At 61.0% G+C, this 16141-nt stretch carries 19 protein-coding genes; 10 read left to right on the top strand and 9 right to left on the bottom strand.

Annotated elements, in window-relative coordinates; genetic code table 11:
• Positions 1-19: 19 nt before the first annotated feature.
• The 6 genes from ACMFWR_RS30485 (at position 20) to yghU (ending at position 4298) form a co-directional block, all read left to right on the top strand.
• Positions 20-331 (top strand): DUF2282 domain-containing protein, encoded by a 312-nt coding sequence (locus ACMFWR_RS30485; protein WP_413196110.1) that lies wholly within the window; start codon positions 20-22, stop codon positions 329-331.
• Positions 332-358: 27 nt separating this feature from the next.
• Positions 359-1282 (top strand): DUF692 domain-containing protein, encoded by a 924-nt coding sequence (locus tag ACMFWR_RS30480; RefSeq protein ID WP_413196109.1) that lies wholly within the window; start codon positions 359-361, stop codon positions 1280-1282.
• Positions 1275-2063, top strand: coding sequence for a putative DNA-binding domain-containing protein (locus ACMFWR_RS30475; protein WP_413196108.1), 789 nt, complete (start codon positions 1275-1277; stop codon positions 2061-2063). Before ACMFWR_RS30480 ends, ACMFWR_RS30475 begins: the two co-directional genes overlap by 8 nt.
• Before the next feature lie 5 nt (positions 2064-2068).
• The gene (locus ACMFWR_RS30470) at positions 2069-2572 is read left to right on the top strand and encodes a DoxX family protein (RefSeq protein WP_413196107.1); all 504 of its coding nucleotides are present in this window, start codon (positions 2069-2071) and stop codon (positions 2570-2572) included.
• On the top strand, positions 2569-3210 hold the full coding sequence (locus ACMFWR_RS30465) for a DUF1109 domain-containing protein (protein WP_413196106.1): 642 nt from the start codon (positions 2569-2571) through the stop codon (positions 3208-3210). Before ACMFWR_RS30470 ends, ACMFWR_RS30465 begins: the two co-directional genes overlap by 4 nt.
• Before the next feature lie 209 nt (positions 3211-3419).
• Positions 3420-4298: a glutathione-dependent disulfide-bond oxidoreductase gene (gene yghU, locus ACMFWR_RS30460; protein ID WP_413196105.1), complete on the top strand. Its 879-nt coding sequence runs from the start codon at positions 3420-3422 to the stop codon at positions 4296-4298.
• A gap of 72 nt (positions 4299-4370) precedes the next feature.
• Here yghU and ACMFWR_RS30455 read toward each other — a convergent pair whose 3' ends face one another.
• Entirely contained in the window at positions 4371-5243 is an 873-nt protein-coding gene (locus ACMFWR_RS30455; RefSeq protein ID WP_413196104.1) for a DUF427 domain-containing protein, read from the bottom strand.
• A 307-nt stretch (positions 5244-5550) separates the two neighbouring features.
• Between ACMFWR_RS30455 and ACMFWR_RS30450 the strand changes: the two genes are divergently transcribed.
• On the top strand, positions 5551-6123 hold the full coding sequence (locus tag ACMFWR_RS30450; protein WP_413196103.1) for a sigma-70 family RNA polymerase sigma factor: 573 nt from the start codon (positions 5551-5553) through the stop codon (positions 6121-6123).
• A gap of 88 nt (positions 6124-6211) precedes the next feature.
• On the opposite strand, the gene ACMFWR_RS30445 is transcribed toward ACMFWR_RS30450, so the two are convergent.
• Positions 6212-6745 carry a DUF417 family protein gene (locus ACMFWR_RS30445; protein WP_413196102.1) on the bottom strand — a complete coding sequence of 178 codons (534 nt, stop codon included), beginning with the start codon at positions 6743-6745 and terminating at the stop codon, positions 6212-6214.
• Positions 6746-7295: 550 nt separating this feature from the next.
• Between ACMFWR_RS30445 and ACMFWR_RS30440 the strand changes: the two genes are divergently transcribed.
• Positions 7296-8000, top strand: a complete 705-nt coding sequence (locus ACMFWR_RS30440; protein ID WP_413196101.1) for a glutathione S-transferase family protein — start codon at positions 7296-7298, stop codon at positions 7998-8000.
• A 10-nt stretch (positions 8001-8010) separates the two neighbouring features.
• Here ACMFWR_RS30440 and ACMFWR_RS30435 read toward each other — a convergent pair whose 3' ends face one another.
• The 3 genes from ACMFWR_RS30435 to ACMFWR_RS30425 all read right to left on the bottom strand — a co-directional run bounded on the left by ACMFWR_RS30435 (position 8011) and on the right by ACMFWR_RS30425 (position 10297).
• On the bottom strand, positions 8011-8337 hold the full coding sequence (locus tag ACMFWR_RS30435) for a Dabb family protein (protein WP_413196100.1): 327 nt from the start codon (positions 8335-8337) through the stop codon (positions 8011-8013).
• Positions 8338-8941: 604 nt separating this feature from the next.
• Entirely contained in the window at positions 8942-9139 is a 198-nt protein-coding gene (locus ACMFWR_RS30430; RefSeq protein WP_413196099.1) for a DUF3562 domain-containing protein, read from the bottom strand.
• 249 nt (positions 9140-9388) lie between these two features.
• Positions 9389-10297, bottom strand: coding sequence for a LysR family transcriptional regulator (locus tag ACMFWR_RS30425; protein WP_413196098.1), 909 nt, complete (start codon positions 10295-10297; stop codon positions 9389-9391).
• A gap of 321 nt (positions 10298-10618) precedes the next feature.
• Between ACMFWR_RS30425 and ACMFWR_RS30420 the strand changes: the two genes are divergently transcribed.
• Complete coding sequence (locus tag ACMFWR_RS30420) at positions 10619-11872, top strand: MFS transporter (RefSeq protein ID WP_413196097.1); 1254 nt, start codon at positions 10619-10621, stop codon at positions 11870-11872.
• A gap of 13 nt (positions 11873-11885) precedes the next feature.
• Here ACMFWR_RS30420 and ACMFWR_RS30415 read toward each other — a convergent pair whose 3' ends face one another.
• From ACMFWR_RS30415 to ACMFWR_RS30400, 4 genes are all read right to left on the bottom strand, one after another.
• A complete protein-coding gene (locus ACMFWR_RS30415) occupies positions 11886-12878 on the bottom strand; it encodes a LysR family transcriptional regulator (RefSeq protein ID WP_413196096.1) in 993 nt (330 codons plus the stop codon).
• A 265-nt stretch (positions 12879-13143) separates the two neighbouring features.
• A complete protein-coding gene (locus ACMFWR_RS30410; RefSeq protein WP_413196095.1) occupies positions 13144-13722 on the bottom strand; it encodes a TetR family transcriptional regulator C-terminal domain-containing protein in 579 nt (192 codons plus the stop codon).
• Positions 13723-13818: 96 nt separating this feature from the next.
• Positions 13819-14427 carry a helix-turn-helix domain-containing protein gene (locus tag ACMFWR_RS30405; RefSeq protein ID WP_413196094.1) on the bottom strand — a complete coding sequence of 203 codons (609 nt, stop codon included), beginning with the start codon at positions 14425-14427 and terminating at the stop codon, positions 13819-13821.
• The gene (locus ACMFWR_RS30400) at positions 14424-15332 is read right to left on the bottom strand and encodes a DsbA family protein (protein WP_413196093.1); all 909 of its coding nucleotides are present in this window, start codon (positions 15330-15332) and stop codon (positions 14424-14426) included. Before ACMFWR_RS30400 ends, ACMFWR_RS30405 begins: the two co-directional genes overlap by 4 nt.
• A 299-nt stretch (positions 15333-15631) precedes the next feature.
• On the opposite strand from ACMFWR_RS30400, the gene ACMFWR_RS30395 reads away from it, so the two are divergent.
• Positions 15632-16141, top strand: coding sequence for a Dps family protein (locus ACMFWR_RS30395; RefSeq protein ID WP_413196092.1), 510 nt, complete (start codon positions 15632-15634; stop codon positions 16139-16141).

Here is a 16141-nt window from a genome sequence, read left to right as displayed (position 1 = left end):
TGACCTTTTGGAGATTCTCATGTCCGCCAAGACCAACGTCACTGCTGCACTCCTCGCTGGCGCTGTTGCAAGCCTGATCGCATCGACCGCCGGCGCAGCTCCGCTTACCGACGCAGAAGCCAAGGCCGCCGTCGCCGCTCATAAGGAAAAGTGCTTCGGCGTCGCACTGAAGGGACAAAACGATTGCGCAGCAGGCCCGGGCACGACCTGCCAAGGCACGTCGACGATGGACTTCCAGGGCAATTCGTGGAAGTTCGTCCAAGGTGGCACGTGCACGAGCATTCAAGTGCCGGGCGGTGGCCACGGCTCGCTCACGGCAATCAAGTCGTAATCACGCATCAGCACCACGGAGGGCGGCATGAACGACATCGTGAGAACTCCAGGCTCCGGCACGTCACGCCGCCCACCCGGGCTGACCTCTCGTCCGCCCGCGCTCGCCGGCACCAGTTTCAAGCATGAACATCTGCAGGCCATCCTCGAGCTTCCGCTGACGGAAGGCTTCTTCGAGGTGCATGCGGAAAACTATATGGGCGCCGGCGGCCCCCCGCATCGTGCGCTCGAAGCGATTCGCGAGCGCTATCCCATTTCAGTGCATGGCGTGTGCATGTCGATCGGCGGGCAAGATCCCATCGACCTCGGCCACCTTGCACGCTTTCGGGACGTTGTCGAACGGTACGAACCGATGCTCGTCTCCGAGCATCTTGCTTGGTCGTCCCACGGCGGTACCTTCTTTAACGATCTTCTTCCTTTGCCCTACAGCGTCGCCACGCTCAGGCAAGTTTGCGAACACATCGATCAGGTCCAGGAGGCCATCGGTCGATCAATCCTGCTTGAAAATCCCGCTACGTACATCGCGTTTGCATCATCGACGATGAGCGAAACCGATTTCCTGCGCGCGATTGCACTCAGGACGGGATGCGGCTTGCTGCTCGACATCAACAACGTGTTCGTTTCCGCGACGAATCACGGGTTCTCAGCTGAAGCCTATCTCGACAGTTTTCCGCTCGAACACGTCGGCGAAATTCATCTTGCGGGTCACGTCGAACAGCAGGATGACGAAGGCGAGCCTTTGCTCATCGATAGCCACAACCGGGCCGTCGACGCCCGCGTCTGGGACCTGTATCGAAGCGTGATCGAGCGCGTGGGGCCGACGCCCACACTCATTGAGTGGGACAGCGAACTTCCGGCATGGCCTGAGCTGCGCGCGCACGCGCAGACGGCTCAACACGTGATGTCGACCACGCACGCCCTTGCGGAAGAAGAGGTCAGTCATCATGGCTGAGCCTTCATTGGAACGCGCGGCGCAAGACTACGCAGCCGCCTTCGCACCCGGCCTGATCGCACCGACCCTTCCCGCGCCGGCCGACGTCGTGGCCGCGAACGGCAAGCAAGTCGCGAAGCGCTACAACGTCTATCGAAACAACGTCACAGTCAGCCTGATCGACGCCCTTGCGTCGATCTATCCGGCCGTCCAGCGGATTACAGGCGTCGAGTTCTTCAGGGCCATGGCGCGCTTTCATGTCCGCGCGACCCCGCCTTTTTCGCCGCTGCTGTTTGAATATGGTCGCGAATTCCCAGCGTTTATCGAGTGGTACGAGTACGCGCAGCACATGCCCTGGCTCGCAGATACGGCCCGCATCGAACGCGCGTGGCTGGATGCTTACCATGCGGCCGATGCCCGTCCGCTCGAAGCCACCGCGCTTGCCTCCATCGATCCCGAGCGGCTTGCTCAAGTCCGATTCGTGCCGCATCCGGCGACGCGGATCGTCCGCTCTCCGTACCCAGCAGTCTCCATCTTCGCGATGAACCGCGTCGAGGCGCCGACCGGGACGATGCAGTCGGCCGAAGCCGAAGATGCCCTGATTACACGACCCGATAACGAGGTTGTCGTCTCGCGCCTGCCGGCCGGCGGCGCCACGTTCCTTCAGACGCTCATCCAGGGTCAGCCCTTCCATGCGGCAGTCGAAGCCGCATTCGAAGAGACGCCGTCGTTCGACCTGGCAACGATTCTTACCGCAACGATCTCGGCCGGCGTGTTCACGGCTATCAACCTAGGAGAGTAGTCAACATGTCGACACCACAGACCGCCAAACCCGAGGCCTCGTCTGCCGTCGTTCGCATCGTGGGCCAGGCCCGACGTCTCGTCGAGGCATTCGCGCAACCCTGGTTCGTGCAGCTTGCGCTGAGGCTTGCCTTGTCTGTCCCGTTCTGGAAGTCGGGCATCCTCAAATGGCACGGGTTCCTCCAGCTCAACGACACCGCCATCGATCTGTTCACCGACGAGTTCAAGATCCATCTTCCAGGCGGACCGTATCCGTTTCCTGCGCCCGCTGTCTTTGCGTTTCTCTCGGCGTGCGGCGAAGTCGGGTTTCCGGTTCTGCTGACGCTGGGCATCGGCACACGCTTCGCAGCGATCGGCCTGCTTCTCATGACCTGCATCATCGAACTGACTGTTCCTGACGGCTGGCCGATCCACATCACGTGGGCCGCCATGGCACTGGGCATCGCTGCATGGGGACCGGGACTGATCTCGATCGACTACCTGCTCGGAGACCGTACGAGCCGGTCATGAAAACGCGTGATCTGGTCAATCGGCTCGCGAGCGACGTATCGCCCGTCGAGCGCAGCGTCGTCGCCGATGCACTCGGCACGGCGCTGATTCACGGTCTGGCCGGAAGCGCCACCCTGCTTGTCGTGCTGTACGGCGTGCGCAGCGACATGCCCGAATTAATCCTGACTCCGATGTTCTGGCTACGCCTCGCCTTCCCGCTGGCGACCATCGTTGCGGCAATGAAGCTCGCCGAACTTCTGGGCCGCCCCGGGGCAGAGGTCAGCCGTGCGTGGCTCGCCGTAGCGGCGCCCGTCGTCACGATGATCGGCGTCGCGTGCTGCCTGCTGCTGACCGTGCCGCAGGCATACCGGCTCGATCTCGTGCTCGGGACCACGTGGAGGACAGCAACCTTCAATATCGTCTTCGTCTCGCTGCCGCCGCTTGTCACGACGCTGCGCGCCATGAAGGCGCTGGCGCCCACGCGTCTCGCGCTCGCGGGCGCGGGGGCCGGCGTGCTTGCCGGTGCACAGGGCGTGCTCGTCTATTCGTTGAACTGCGCCGAAATGGAAGTCCCGTTCTGGGCTGTCTGGTACGTGCTGGCGATCACGGCGACGACGGGTCTCGGTGCGGCCATCGCACCGCGCTATCTGCGGTGGTGAATCCCTACGACGAGTGAGGCCATGGCGACATGATGTACGCCCACGCAGTGCCCTCGCATCCGACCGCCCATCCCCGTCAGGCCCCGCGGTATCGCTGATCCGCCCCTGGAAGACGCACGGCCAGCAGGTCGACTCCGGGGTGCTCAAGCACGCTCTTGCGTCTCGCGCTATGCTCGCCTTTCCGTTCCGAAACCGATTGCAGAAACGACATGAGCGACTCAGCCGAATACACGCCTCCCAAGGTCTGGACATACACGCAGCCTAGCGGCGGCAGCTTCGCGAACATCAATCGTCCGATCGCCGGGCCGACGCACGAGAAAGTGCTCCCCGTCGGCCAGCACCCCTTGCAGCTGTACTCGCTGGGCACGCCCAACGGCGTCAAGGTCACCATCATGCTCGAGGAACTGCTGGCGCTCGGCCATACCGGCGCTGAGTACGATGCCTGGCTGATTCGCATCGGCGAAGGTGACCAGTTCGGCAGCGGCTTCGTGGACGTCAATCCGAACTCGAAGATCCCCGCGCTGGTGGACCGCAGCGGCGCCAAGCCGGTCCGCGTATTCGAGTCGGGTTCGATCCTCGTGTACCTGGCCGAGAAATTCAATGCGTTCCTGCCGAAGGACATTCCCGCCCGCACGGAAACGTTGAACTGGCTGTTCTGGCAGATGGGTAGTGCGCCGTATCTCGGTGGCGGCTTCGGGCATTTCTACGCGTATGCGCCGACGAAAAACGAATACGCGATCAATCGCTTCGCGATGGAAGTCAAACGTCAGCTTGACGTGCTCGACCGGCGCCTTGCCGAAAGCGAATATCTCGCGGGCAGCGAATTCACGATCGCCGACATTGCGACCTTCCCCTGGTATGGCGGGCTCGCGAAAGGATGGCAGTACGGCGCGGCCGAGTTCTTGAGCGTGCAGGATTACAAGAACGTGCAACGCTGGGCCGAAACGATCTGGGCACGTCCGACCGTGAAGCGCGGACGCATGGTCAACCGCACGAGCGGCGATCCTTCAGAACAACTTCGCGAACGTCATGACGCAAGCGACTTCGAGACGAAGACGCAAGACAAGCTGACGGAATCGAATCTGTAAGGATCGAAAAAATCGAAAAGATTGAAAAGGCTTAAGTGATCAAGACCCGGCGAGCACTTGCCGGGTCTCGCATCAAAGCTTGCGGTTATCCAGTGCCAGTTCTTCCAGCGTGAGTTCGCGATCGGGTCCATGCGGCACCACCTGCTGACCCGGCTCAAGATGCAGTTGCGCGCCGTCCAGATAGACATCCACTTTGTTCGCCTCGAACGAGATCCAGTCGGCAATGCGCGCAACTTCAGGGTACGTCTCCGGATAGGACCACGCGGCGAGCCGCACGTCACCGATATCGAAGTAGCTGCACACACCCTTGTACGGGCAGAACGTCTTGTTCTCCGCCAGCTTCAGCGCGGCCAGATCGATGTCTTCGCGGTTCACATACCATCGCGGCGCAAACCCGGATTCGTACAGCACCTGCGGACGGGACGTCTGCGCAATCGTCGTTTCGCCATGCTTGACGATCAGCTGTCGCGACGTCTGGCGAATATCGATTCGGTGATAAGGATCGGCAGCATGGCCGACGATCCGCTCGTCCTCTTCGAAGAACGCGTCCATCGAACGCCATGCGAAGGCGACACGGCCTTTGAGATCTTCTGCGTGAGCCGGCAGATTGGTATGTTGCCAGGCCGCTCGCTGCACCACACGATCACCAACACGCACGGAGTACCAAGTCGTTTCGCCAAGGTCGGTATGCTGCGTCACATGCCCGGACTTTTCCAACACGCCTTCAACGATGTCGCTTTCGAGGAAATAGGCGACCGGGTACCGGGTCGGCTCGAAGAGCAGCAGCACCTTCTCGCTATCGGCAATCCACGTCTTTTCGAATCGCACGCGCATACGTCGCCGTAGCGGCTCGACGTAAAGCATCCGCGCCGGCAACGGTTGCGGGACCAGGAACTTGCCGATTGCTCCCGACGACAACGGTCCTTGCTGCCACGAAAGGCCCATGTTTATTTCCTCCTTCGACATGTGCAATGCAGGCACAAATGAAGCGAATACCCGGCTCCGGTCTGTACGCGTCAAGCGGACGCCCAAAGGCCGCACTGACGAATCAGGATACGGGCCAATGTACTCACACTCAATGTTTCGAGCCTAAGGTCTATGCGTTCGATACGTGAGTATCGCGACGACGTTGTGACGGGTCTCGCGCACTGTGAACACGAAACGGTGCGACCTAGAATGCGAGTCGACGGGGTTGCATGACCGTCACGCGCCGCTGCCGTTATTTCGCCGTTCGATGTCACTTTATCGCCAGATGAACCGCACTACATACCGAGAGACCGGTCGCGAGATTGAGGACCGACTCAGGCACCTCTTCGTGATGGGTCTCGAAGGGGACGCTGTCTCGTATCGGCAGTTTCTCGACTCACTGACTGGTCACCTGCGAGCCTATCTGCGCAAGCGGCTTCAACACTGCCCTGATGACGTTGAAGACATCGTCCAGGAGACGCTGCTCGCTGTGCACAATGCAAGACATACTTATGACCCGGACCAACCGCTCACGGCCTGGGTCCATGCGGTCGCGAGATACAAGCTGCTCGACTATTTTCGTTGTCGGTTTCGACGCGGTACGTTTGACGTGCCGCTCGACGATCACCTCGAGTTGTTCGGAACGTGTGATGCGCAGGCCAATGAAGCGCGCAGCGATATCGGCCGGCTGCTGCAGATGCTTCCGGACAAGCAGCGTCTTCCGATCATGCACGTCAAGCTCCACGGACTCTCGGTCGTCGAAGCGTCGGCAATGACCGGGCTCTCGCAATCCGCGGTCAAGATCGGGATTCACCGCGGCCTGAAGGCGCTGGCGCTCAAGACCAAAGGTCTGCTGTAAAAACGTATGCGCGCAGTGCTGCGCTTAACGAACGTTGCAGTGCCCCTGACCTCTGAACCGCAGGCCTGGAGCACCGTATTCACATCGATCACGCGGTCACCTTTCCATAGGCGTGCGTATCCCGCCCACCCGCAGAACCTTGGGCCTCGACGACCCGGGAGAGATCCTGCTTGAGCAAGTAGATCGCCACCACCAGCAAGACCAGATCCTTCAACAGGAATGCCGATACGAGCGTCATGGCCGGAAACCCACCGGCCGTCGGTTCCCAGGCACCCGGAACAAACGGGAAGATCGTGAACGTGGCAATAAAGCTGAACGTAGCGCCCAGTGCGCCGAGCGCGCCGAGCTTCTTGTTCCAGAACCCGAGGAACAACAAAGAACCGAAGGTCCATTCCGCGGTGCCCAGCAGAATGCTTGTCCCCTTGAGGCCCAGGACAGCAGGCATCCAGAAGATCAGCGGGCCGTGCGTGATCAGAGGCAGCAGTCCAGTGATCTCGGACTGCCACCACTTGTCATAGCCAAACCACGCGAAGATCACTACCATCGCAGCGCGAATGAGGTGGTAATCGAAGTCGCGCTTCAAGAGGCCCGACCGATTCAGTACATCGAAGACGTATTGCATGATTTCCTCCAGCATAAAGCGGTAAGCCCTTCGGACCGATGCCGGCCTGAAGTGCATGGACTTGAACAAGCGACTTCGGAAAGACGTTTCGTCAGTTCGCGTTCGTCAGTAAGTGGGTGCACTATACGAGGCGGGCTTGATACTTTTAATACCTTTTATGATCTAAAATGGACTAAAACGTATCAGAGCATGACGGCAATCAAGGCATTCACGGGTGCTGCGTGACTCCTGGATTGAATATCCTTTCGTCACCGCGTTCAATCCGCGTGGAGTATCTGATGGCGATACCTGCGTCTGCCTGCGCGCATGCGTGTGCGTATGGCTGCGCGTCCGGCGTCGATCCCGCGTATTCGCGAGCCGGTGTAACCAACGACAACCTGGGACCGAACTACGTCGAAGCGCTAAAAGAAGGCACGGCCACTGCGAAAGAAAACACGGCGACTCCGGCCACGCTGGAAGCCTGGGCCGCAGCGCGGACCCTCACTGACTTCGAGCCACCTTCGCTATCCACGCTTGAGTGGCCTCGATCGCAACCTTCCATAAGGACATCATGATTCGCTTCTATTTCCACACGACGCCCAACCCCGCAAAAGTGGCGCTGCTGCTTGAAGAGACACACCTTCCGTACGAAGTCATTCCGGTCGACACGCGAAAGGGCCAGCAGCACGAAGCTGCATTCCTGAAGATCAATCCGAATGGGAAGCTTCCTGCGATCGTCGATACGGACGGTCCCGGAGGTCAGGAAGCCGCTGTGTTCGACTCGACCGCCATCCTTCTCTATCTCGCGAAGAAGACGTCACAGTTTCTCGGCACCGAGGCCGACGAGCCTCAACTGTTGTCCTGGCTTCTGTTCATCGCGTCGGGTCTTGGGCCCTACTCGGGACAAGCCGTGCATTTTCAGCACGCGGCACCGGAAAAGCTGCCGTACGCGATCAACCGCTATCGTCGTGAGGCAGCGCGGCACTATCAGATTCTCGACGACCGTCTCGCGGATCGCGAATTCCTGGTCGGCGATAGCTACACGATCGCGGACATGTCCGCGTGGGGATGGATCGGCAGAGCCGGGGTGGTGTTCGCCGGCGCCGAGGATCCGCTCGCTGCGTATCCGAACGTCAAGCGCTGGTATTCGGCGATCGATAGTCGCCCTGCCGCATTGCGCGCCAAGGACTTGAACAAGCAATTCACGTTCAAGCAGGAGATGGACGAAGAAGCGCGACGCGCGCTGTTTCCGTCCAACTATCCTCAGGCGAGCTGATTCGCTGAATTCACGCGGAAGGATTCAACTCCATATCAAACACGCAGATGCTGTCGGTGCCGCTCTCGAGCATGGCGACAAGTGCCGCGCCGAGCTTCTGGTGTTCGGGGTGAATCAGGTAAGCGTTGAGGTCCGCGGCGTTGGCGAATTCCATCGAGAAGCCAAGTTCGAGGCCATTCGACAGGTTCTCTTCCGACACATTGCGTCCACTCGCGAAGTGGCTGAAACGGATGCCGTCGATGGCTCCGAGTGCTCCGATCTGGCCAATGAGGTCCTGTTGGGCGGAAGCGGGAATGTCCTGACGGAACTTGCAAAGCACGATGTGACGGATCGGCATGGTGGCGGTTGTCCTGAGTCGAAGAGGAAGCGATGCATCGGGCGAGTCAAGGCCAGACTGCGACGTACTCGATGATGCATTCGCACGCTAATACAGAAGCAGTCTAACTGTCGACGCCTGGACGAGCTTGCCAAGCCGCTGTGAACAACTTGGGATCGCGCCACCTTATCCACATTTTCTGTGCAGAAAGCTGTGGATATCTGTCGGAGACCGTTTTCAACTGGCTGATGCGTAAGGGCTTTTGTTGCCTGCATCGGTTTCGCGTCAATCGAGCATTCGTCGACTGCTTAGCGCGCAAGCCATGGGCGCTCTATATGCCACCGGGATCGTTACAGATGGATGGGTACGGCGACCACGGTGCGTGAGAGAACTTAGGGGCGTGCGAATACGTCGCCGCTCGACGCATCAAGCCGATATACGCGCGCTCGATGCGACGCGAGCGCAAAGCCCGAGCGGCGAGGTGCAGGTGCAGGTGCAGGTGCAGGTGCATAACCTCAACACGCGAACGCACGCGCCGCAAGATCTCAATGATCTGCGGACGACCCCGCGCTATATTGCTCCGCGGTCGACGATGCGAGCGTCAAGCTCGCACCCATGCGACCGCTTAAGACTCTTTCTGGTTGTGAATCTTGCGCTTGACGCGCTTCGATGCGAACAGCGTCAGGTAGTCGCGCACGCGCGCACCATCGCTAAGGTCGTGTAAAGAATCGAGATATTCGCGCTCGACGACATCACGCGGCGCCTGGGTTTCGGCAGCCAACCGCGTGATGATTTCGCCTTGCGTATGCGTATCGGTTTTCATTTCCGTCCCCCAAAAGAGAAAAGCTTCCAGTCGGCAGCCTGTAGCGCGAAATGAAACGTACGAGATCGGCAAACACTCTAGAACCGTGCCAGTCGCTCGTATTTCTGACTGTGCGTGCTCACTGAATTGCGGTATGCAAAACGCAATCCTGGCACTGCGGAGTCGCGATTCTAACGAAACAAAAGCGCAGCGTCATCAGGTGTACTGCCCATTTGTGTTACCGAATTCAGGGCACGACCGGATGCGGTGCTAACGAATCCACGGCGGCGTCTGTCCCCACTGTTCGATGACGAAGTCGATAAACAGCCTCACCTTCGGTGACAAATGACGCCGCGTCGGATACACAAGCCGGATGGGGTCCGGCGGCGGGTCAAACGCGTCAAGCACGCGCACGAGACGTCCTGCCCGAATCTCGTCGTTCACGAGGTAATCAGGCAAGTGAATGACCCCGACGCCGTTGACGGCAGCCGCAAGCAACGCCTCGGCGCTATCCATCTGGAGCCGGCGCTTTCCCGCATGATGGGGCGTCGCGGAGTCGTTGAACTGCCAGGCTTGCGCACGCCCGGCGCTCATAAAGAACAGGCATGGGTGATCGGCCAGCTCGGCGACCGTGGCCGGCGTTCCATGCGCGGCGAGATACGCGGGCGATGCAGAAGTAGGCAAGCACTGCTGCGCGACCTGACGCGCAATCAGACGTGAATCGGGCTGCCGGTCACCGATCCGCATCGCCACATCGATGCCTTCGTCGATCAGATCGACGTAGCGATCCGTAAAGCTGACCTCCGCGTCGACCGTAGGCCATGTTTTCAGAAACACGTCGATCAGGGGCGTCAAGTATTTGTGCCCGATCGCAGGCGGCAAGCTCAGTCGCAGGATGCCCGTGGGCTTTTCGCTGCGAGCTGCCATCGCGACCTCGATCTCTTCGAGTTCGCCCAGCAACTCGCTGCATCGTATGAAGTAAAGCTGCCCATCGTCCGTGAGACTCAGACTGCGCGGTGTGCGGTTGAGCAAGCGCACATTCAGACGGTCTTCGAGGCGCGCGATGCTTTTGCCGACCGCCGAACGCGTGACACCCAGCTGCCGCGCCGCGACCGTAAAGCTCCCGGCTTTGACCACGCTGACAAATGTTGCGATGTCGTTGATATTGCCAAGGGCCATGAAAGGTCTCTGTTGTTAAGCACGCACGCGAGGCAGCGAACCTCTACGCTGAACAGTTTCGTCAATCCGGGAGCGGCGTGGCATCAGGGCCCTGCTTCAGCCTCGCTCGAGACTGCATTCACGTCGTCGCCATCGTATCCGAGTCGGCGCGCACGTGCCCGCAAGGCGCTGCCATGGGGAACCCTATTCCCCATGATTCCCCCTACGCTTGCCTCCATTGCGCGCGATGTCTTGCGATACGCGACGGGATGCGATCACGCATTGATACCCCGCATAGGTACCCGCTACGAAGCACGCGCGCCCCCACTCTCTGGAGGCTTTATGGACACCACCCCCGTCACGTCAACCGGGACGAACACACCCCATCCGTCGGGTTCGACTTCCCCCGCAGCAGGCGCTGCCACGCGCTCGCCGTCCTGGCTCGCCGTACTGTCTGTGGCTGTCGGCGCATTCGCATTCGTCGCGACGGAATATCTGCCCGTCGGACTACTGCCGCCGATCGCACACGACCTCGGTATCACCCCCGGCATCGCGGGGCTGATGGTTACCACACCTGGGGTCGTCGCGGCCTTCTCAGCGCCTGCATTGCTGCTTGCAGCCGGCCGAATCAACCGCCGCGCCATTCTCTTGTTGCTTGCCGCACTGCTGCTCGCCTCGAACCTGATTTCAGCCGTCGCGCCAAATTTCGCCGTCATGCTGATCGGGCGCTTCGTGCTTGGCATGAGTCTTGGCGGCTTCTGGACGGTCGCACTCGGTGCGTCGGGCCAACTCGCCAGCGAAGAACGCGCCGCTCAGGCCAGTGCGACGATCTTTATGGGCATTACGCTCGCGACCGTTATCGGCGTGCCGCTCGCCACCCTGATCGCCGAGCTGAGCTCGTGGCGCATGGCGTTCGTCGCCACCGCGGGCCTCGCGTCGCTCGCCCTCGCTGCACAGGCGATCTTCTTGCCGTCGCTGCCGCCCAAGTCGGCCGTACGGCTTCAGGACCTGCGCTCGCTGCTGGGCCGCAGCACCTTGCTCAAGAGTCTGCTCGTCGTGCTGCTTGGCTTCGGTGCGCACTTCTCGTCGTACACCTATATCGCGCCGTTCCTCGAACAAAGCGCGTCGTTCACACCGGCTGCCGTGACGGCCCTGCTGCTGGCCTTCGGCGTCGTAGGATTTATCGCGAACTTTGCGATTTCCACGGTCGTTGCCCACCATCTGAAGCGCTCGCTCGGCTCAATGGTCGCGCTCGTCATGCTGGCCTTGATTGCTTTGCCGCTGCTCGCGCATTCGCACGCGGGTGTCGCGGCCGCGGTGATCGCCTGGGGCATCGCGTACGGTGCCATTCCGCTGTGCCTGAGCATCTGGATGAGCTTTTCGACGCCGGACCAGCCTGAAGCTGGATCATCGATGTTCGTGAGCACGGTGCAAACGGCGATTGCGTCGGGGTCGCTTGTCGGCGGTGCCGTCGTCGATCACTTCGGCATCCCTGCGACGATGCACCTCGGCGCGTGGCTTGCGTTCGCAGGCATCGTGATGATCGCCACGTTCAGCACGCGTCATGCGTCGCTTAAAGATGTGCTCGCGCGTTGAACGACGCCGCGCCTCACAACGCGTCGTGCCGCACAACGACGCTGTCCGGGTCGTCGTCGCGGCCGTCGCGGTCTGCCTGAAACGGCGCATCGCTCAGGCCGTAGTTGATCAGCGCGCTGCGCTCGAACACTTCGGCCATCCAGTCGACAAACACCCGCACGGTCGGCGACAGGTGCCGGCTATGCGGATAGACGGCTGAGATCGGCACGGGCCGGTGGCGGTACTGCGGAAACAGCTCGACCAGACGCCCCGCCTGCAAGTGCTCCCACGACATGAAGTGCCCGGATTGCCCCAGGCCGTTGCCGTTGACGATGGCCGACGTATAAGCCTCGGCGTCGTTCACGGCCAGCACGCTGCGCATCTTGACCTCGACGGCTTGCCCGTCGATCCAGAAGGCGAAATCCATCGCACGCCCGGTCCGGCTGAAGAAGTAATTGACGGCGAGATGCTGCCGCAAGTCTTCGATTGTCTCGGGCCTGCCACAACGCTCGAGATACGACGGGCTCGCGACCGTCAGCCGTTGATACAGCCCAAGGCGTCGCGCCACGAGGCTCGAATCGCTCAGTGCGCCGATCCGGATCGCGCAATCGACGCCGTCCTGCACGAGATCGACCGCACGGTCGCCAACGCCAATCATGACTTCGATATTCGGAAATCGCTGGTGAAACTCGTGGATATGCGGCAATACGATCATGCGGCCTAGCGCGCCAGGCACATCGACGCGCAACTTGCCGCGCGGCCCGGTCGATGTCTGCGTAAACGCACTCTCGGCTTCTTCGATATCGGCGAGGATGCGCACGCAGCGCTCGTAATAGGCCGCCCCGTCGGGCGTCAGGTTCAGGCGTCGCGTCGTGCGCTGCAGCAACCGTACGCCGAGGTGCGATTCCAGGCCCTGGATAATCGTCGAGACCGTCGGGCGCGGCAAATCGAGCGTATCCGCCGCCTTCGAAAAACTATTGGTATCGACAACGCGCGTAAAAACCTGCATTGCCTGAAGGCGATCCATGCGGCGCTCCGTGCTTAAGCGGTAGTGAGTTCAGTGTCATGCCGGTCTTGTTGCCGGCGAAGGTGAGGTGCCGCAATCGGTATTCCGCCCGGTAACAGATATCGGAACATCAACGTCCGGCGCGGGTCACCTCAAAGCTCAAAGCTCAAAGCTCAAAGCTCGATGCTCGATGCTCGATGCTCGATGCTCGATGCCCGATGGCCAATGCCCAATGCCCAAGCATGATAGCCCCGCCGCATCCGGATTCCACCGCAAACGGCAACGGCTAGCAGAGGATCTTCTTGAGCATGACCTTGGCGAAGATGTCGAGCGGCTCGCGCTGACGCTCGACGCGTGCCCGAAGCAGCGCGCCTTCCCAGGCACAGAGCAGGAACTTGGCGAGATCGGCGGCGCGAATCTGCTTTGGAATCGAGCCGTCAGTCTGGCCGGCCTTGATGGCCACTTCGATCGCCTGCGTCCACGACGCATACACTTCGGCGAGGCGCTCGCGTATCAGCTCGCTCTGATCCGACAACTCTGCGCTGAAGTTGCCGATCATGCAGCCCTCGGCAAACTCGCGCTCGGCGAAGTAGTTGTTCACCGCCTCGAAATAGCGCTTGATCCGCCTTAACGGCGCGACCTTGGGGTCCGCGAGTATCGTCGCGCAGGCGCTGATCTCGGGCCAATAGGCCGCCACCACTTCGGCGCCCAATGCTTCCTTGCTTTCGAAATGGTTGTAGAAGGAGCCTTTGGGCACGCCAGCGTCCGACGTAATGTCCTGGACACTGGAGTAGTTGAAGCCGTGCTTGAGAAACAGCTTCATTGCCGAAGCAAATATGTCGTCGCGGAGACTGTGTCGGGCCATACCGGGTAGCGTCGATGAGCGCGGTCGAATCGAAACCTGTTCATCATACAAGTGGGCCAATTCTCGTGCAGTGGCGCACGTGTGCAAATACGACGCTCAAGCCGCCTTAAGACGAGCTGGGTTTTCGGGAATCGGCGTCGAACCTGAACAGGCATTTGGCGTGCCCATATGCGCCCTTTGCCAGGCGCGCGGGCTTTCGCCGGTGAGACGCTTGAACCATCGCGTGAGATGGCTCGGATCGAAAAAGCCGCTTCCGGCCGCTATGCGTTCAAGAGACAAGCGCGTGTGCAGCAACAAGGATCTGGCCGTCGCGACACGCTGAGTCATGGCCCAGCGATGCGGCGTGATGCCCGTGCTGCGCTTGAATTCGCGCACAAAATGGCTTTCGGTCACGCCACACGCCTGGGCGACTTCGGCAATGGATAACGCCGGGCGACGATGGACCGCCATGATCTGTTTGGCGCGGCGCAGCTGCCATGATGAAAGCCCGCCTTGCGAAGGCCCAGTCGTTTGGGCCGGCGGCGGTACGTCCGCGCCGTGGAGCACGACAAAATATTCGGTGTCCAGGGTGCGCACGCTGAAGAATGGGGCGCGAGTCTGCACCTGCTGCCCTTGACCCGCCAGCGTGTAAAGCCGGTCTTCGTCGATCTGGATCGACGAAAACACACGGCCGAGTTCCGCCTCGAGATGTTCGTCGAATTTCATGAATGATCTGCCTTGTCGCATGCGTCGACGTCCGTTGCGCTGCCCGGCGTGCCGTCGCCCGTCGCTGCCTCAGCGGTATCAGCGACCTCGGCGGCATCGCCTTCATCACGGGAAGCGGGCCCCCTGCCGGCAGACATCACCGCATAACCTTCGGGAAACAACGTGTGGACCGCTTCGTGAAAGTGTCCGAGCGGTGCGACGCCCCGCAGTACGACCGGGCGCATCTCGCCTTTGTCCGCCCCATTCACCTGATCGTCCGCCCCATTCGCCCCATTCGCCCCACGCGCCTCATTCGCCCGATCATCCGCCTCATCTGCCAGCTCACCCTTCCGGTTCCGCTCGGCTTCATCCGCCCCTCCATCCGGGCGGGACAACACGGTGAACGGAATGCCATCGACGCCCAGCCGCGCGGCAAGCGCCTTGTGCCGCTCGACCCGAATCGCGTGCCAGCCGATATCGAGCATATGGCGCAAGTCGTCGGCCTCGTCGGGCTGCGTCGTCGCGATACGGACCAGCGTTTCGACATCACCGATATCTTCCCCGCGCTCGAACAGCGCCGAAAACAGCGCGCGATGGACTTCGTCGAAGCGTCCGCGATCGGCCGCCCAGCTCGCGACCTCGAACGCAAGACGGCTTCGCGTGGTGAACGACGGCATACGAATCGACACGCCTCGCTCGAACGCCAGCGGGTAAATCCGCTTGGCCCACGTCTCGTGACGCGCCGGCGAATCCGGCTCGACGAGCGCAAACGGCTCGGGACGCATCTCGAACGGGTGCCAGCGAATGTCGACACCAGCGCCGTAGACCGCCTTGAAAGCGTCCAGCGTGGCGATATGAATCCACGAATACGGGCAGACATAGTCGACCCAGACATCGATACGGATCCGGTGGATACCCGTCGTCACCTGCGCTCCTTGCTCAAACGAAATGACAGGTATTGTGACAACGGTCACGCTGGCGATAAATTGCGCCAGCGCTGAAAGACTAGTTGCGTTACGTGAACAATCGACACAGACGAAGCGCACAATCGCGGTGCGAACACGAGAGCACAGCGTGTTCATGCCGCGGTCGAATGGCACGATTTTGCTGTTCCGCGCTAGACTGGCCGTGAATTCGGGCTTCAACGCCCTTGACGGTGCGTGGCAACCCCCAGCGCTGCGTGCCGCCGCCTGCGATTCACTTACTGCCCAGAGGAGCTTCCCCGATGAACAAGTCTGCCGCCGCCGAACACCGCGCCGCCGCCCTGCACACGCCGACCGACCTCAAGCCCGAAGCGACCAAGGACCTGACGGCCGCGCTGAACCTGCTGCTTGCGGATTACTTTGCGCTCTATCTGAAGACGAAAAACTTTCACTGGCACATGTCGGGTCCGCATTTCCGCGACTATCACCTGCTGCTCGACGAGCAAGGCGATCAGATCTTCGAGACGACCGATCCGCTCGCGGAACGTGTGCGCAAGATCGGCGGCAATACGCTGCGCTCGATCGGCCAGATCGGCAAGCTGCAACGCGTGCTCGACAACGACGCCGATTTCGTGACGCCGCAAGACATGCTCGCCGAACTCGGCGACGACAATCGCCAGCTCGTCACGCACCTTCGCGAAGCACACGACGTATGCGATGAATTCGGCGATGTCGCATCGGCCAGCCTGATCGAAAACTGGATCGACGAAGCTGAACGTCGTGCGTGGTTCCTGTTCGAAGCAAGCCGGTAA

This window comes from Pararobbsia alpina (assembly GCF_965118125.1).
GTDB classification, from domain to species: domain Bacteria; phylum Pseudomonadota; class Gammaproteobacteria; order Burkholderiales; family Burkholderiaceae; genus Pararobbsia; species Pararobbsia alpina_A.
Note: the sequence above shows the minus strand (reverse complement) of the source record. Positions and strands in the feature narration are given on the sequence as shown.

Coding starts and splice junctions, on each gene's coding strand:
- ACMFWR_RS30485 (WP_413196110.1), top strand. CDS start 20: ATGTCCGCCAAGACCAACGTCACTGCTGCACTCCTCGCTGGCGCTGTT.
- ACMFWR_RS30480 (WP_413196109.1), top strand. CDS start 359: ATGAACGACATCGTGAGAACTCCAGGCTCCGGCACGTCACGCCGCCCA.
- ACMFWR_RS30475 (WP_413196108.1), top strand. CDS start 1,275: ATGGCTGAGCCTTCATTGGAACGCGCGGCGCAAGACTACGCAGCCGCC.
- ACMFWR_RS30470 (WP_413196107.1), top strand. CDS start 2,069: ATGTCGACACCACAGACCGCCAAACCCGAGGCCTCGTCTGCCGTCGTT.
- ACMFWR_RS30465 (WP_413196106.1), top strand. CDS start 2,569: ATGAAAACGCGTGATCTGGTCAATCGGCTCGCGAGCGACGTATCGCCC.
- yghU (WP_413196105.1), top strand. CDS start 3,420: ATGAGCGACTCAGCCGAATACACGCCTCCCAAGGTCTGGACATACACG.
- ACMFWR_RS30455 (WP_413196104.1), bottom strand. CDS start 5,243: ATGGGCCTTTCGTGGCAGCAAGGACCGTTGTCGTCGGGAGCAATCGGC.
- ACMFWR_RS30450 (WP_413196103.1), top strand. CDS start 5,551: ATGAACCGCACTACATACCGAGAGACCGGTCGCGAGATTGAGGACCGA.
- ACMFWR_RS30445 (WP_413196102.1), bottom strand. CDS start 6,745: ATGCAATACGTCTTCGATGTACTGAATCGGTCGGGCCTCTTGAAGCGC.
- ACMFWR_RS30440 (WP_413196101.1), top strand. CDS start 7,296: ATGATTCGCTTCTATTTCCACACGACGCCCAACCCCGCAAAAGTGGCG.
- ACMFWR_RS30435 (WP_413196100.1), bottom strand. CDS start 8,337: ATGCCGATCCGTCACATCGTGCTTTGCAAGTTCCGTCAGGACATTCCC.
- ACMFWR_RS30430 (WP_413196099.1), bottom strand. CDS start 9,139: ATGAAAACCGATACGCATACGCAAGGCGAAATCATCACGCGGTTGGCT.
- ACMFWR_RS30425 (WP_413196098.1), bottom strand. CDS start 10,297: ATGGCCCTTGGCAATATCAACGACATCGCAACATTTGTCAGCGTGGTC.
- ACMFWR_RS30420 (WP_413196097.1), top strand. CDS start 10,619: ATGGACACCACCCCCGTCACGTCAACCGGGACGAACACACCCCATCCG.
- ACMFWR_RS30415 (WP_413196096.1), bottom strand. CDS start 12,878: ATGGATCGCCTTCAGGCAATGCAGGTTTTTACGCGCGTTGTCGATACC.
- ACMFWR_RS30410 (WP_413196095.1), bottom strand. CDS start 13,722: ATGGCCCGACACAGTCTCCGCGACGACATATTTGCTTCGGCAATGAAG.
- ACMFWR_RS30405 (WP_413196094.1), bottom strand. CDS start 14,427: ATGAAATTCGACGAACATCTCGAGGCGGAACTCGGCCGTGTGTTTTCG.
- ACMFWR_RS30395 (WP_413196092.1), top strand. CDS start 15,632: ATGAACAAGTCTGCCGCCGCCGAACACCGCGCCGCCGCCCTGCACACG.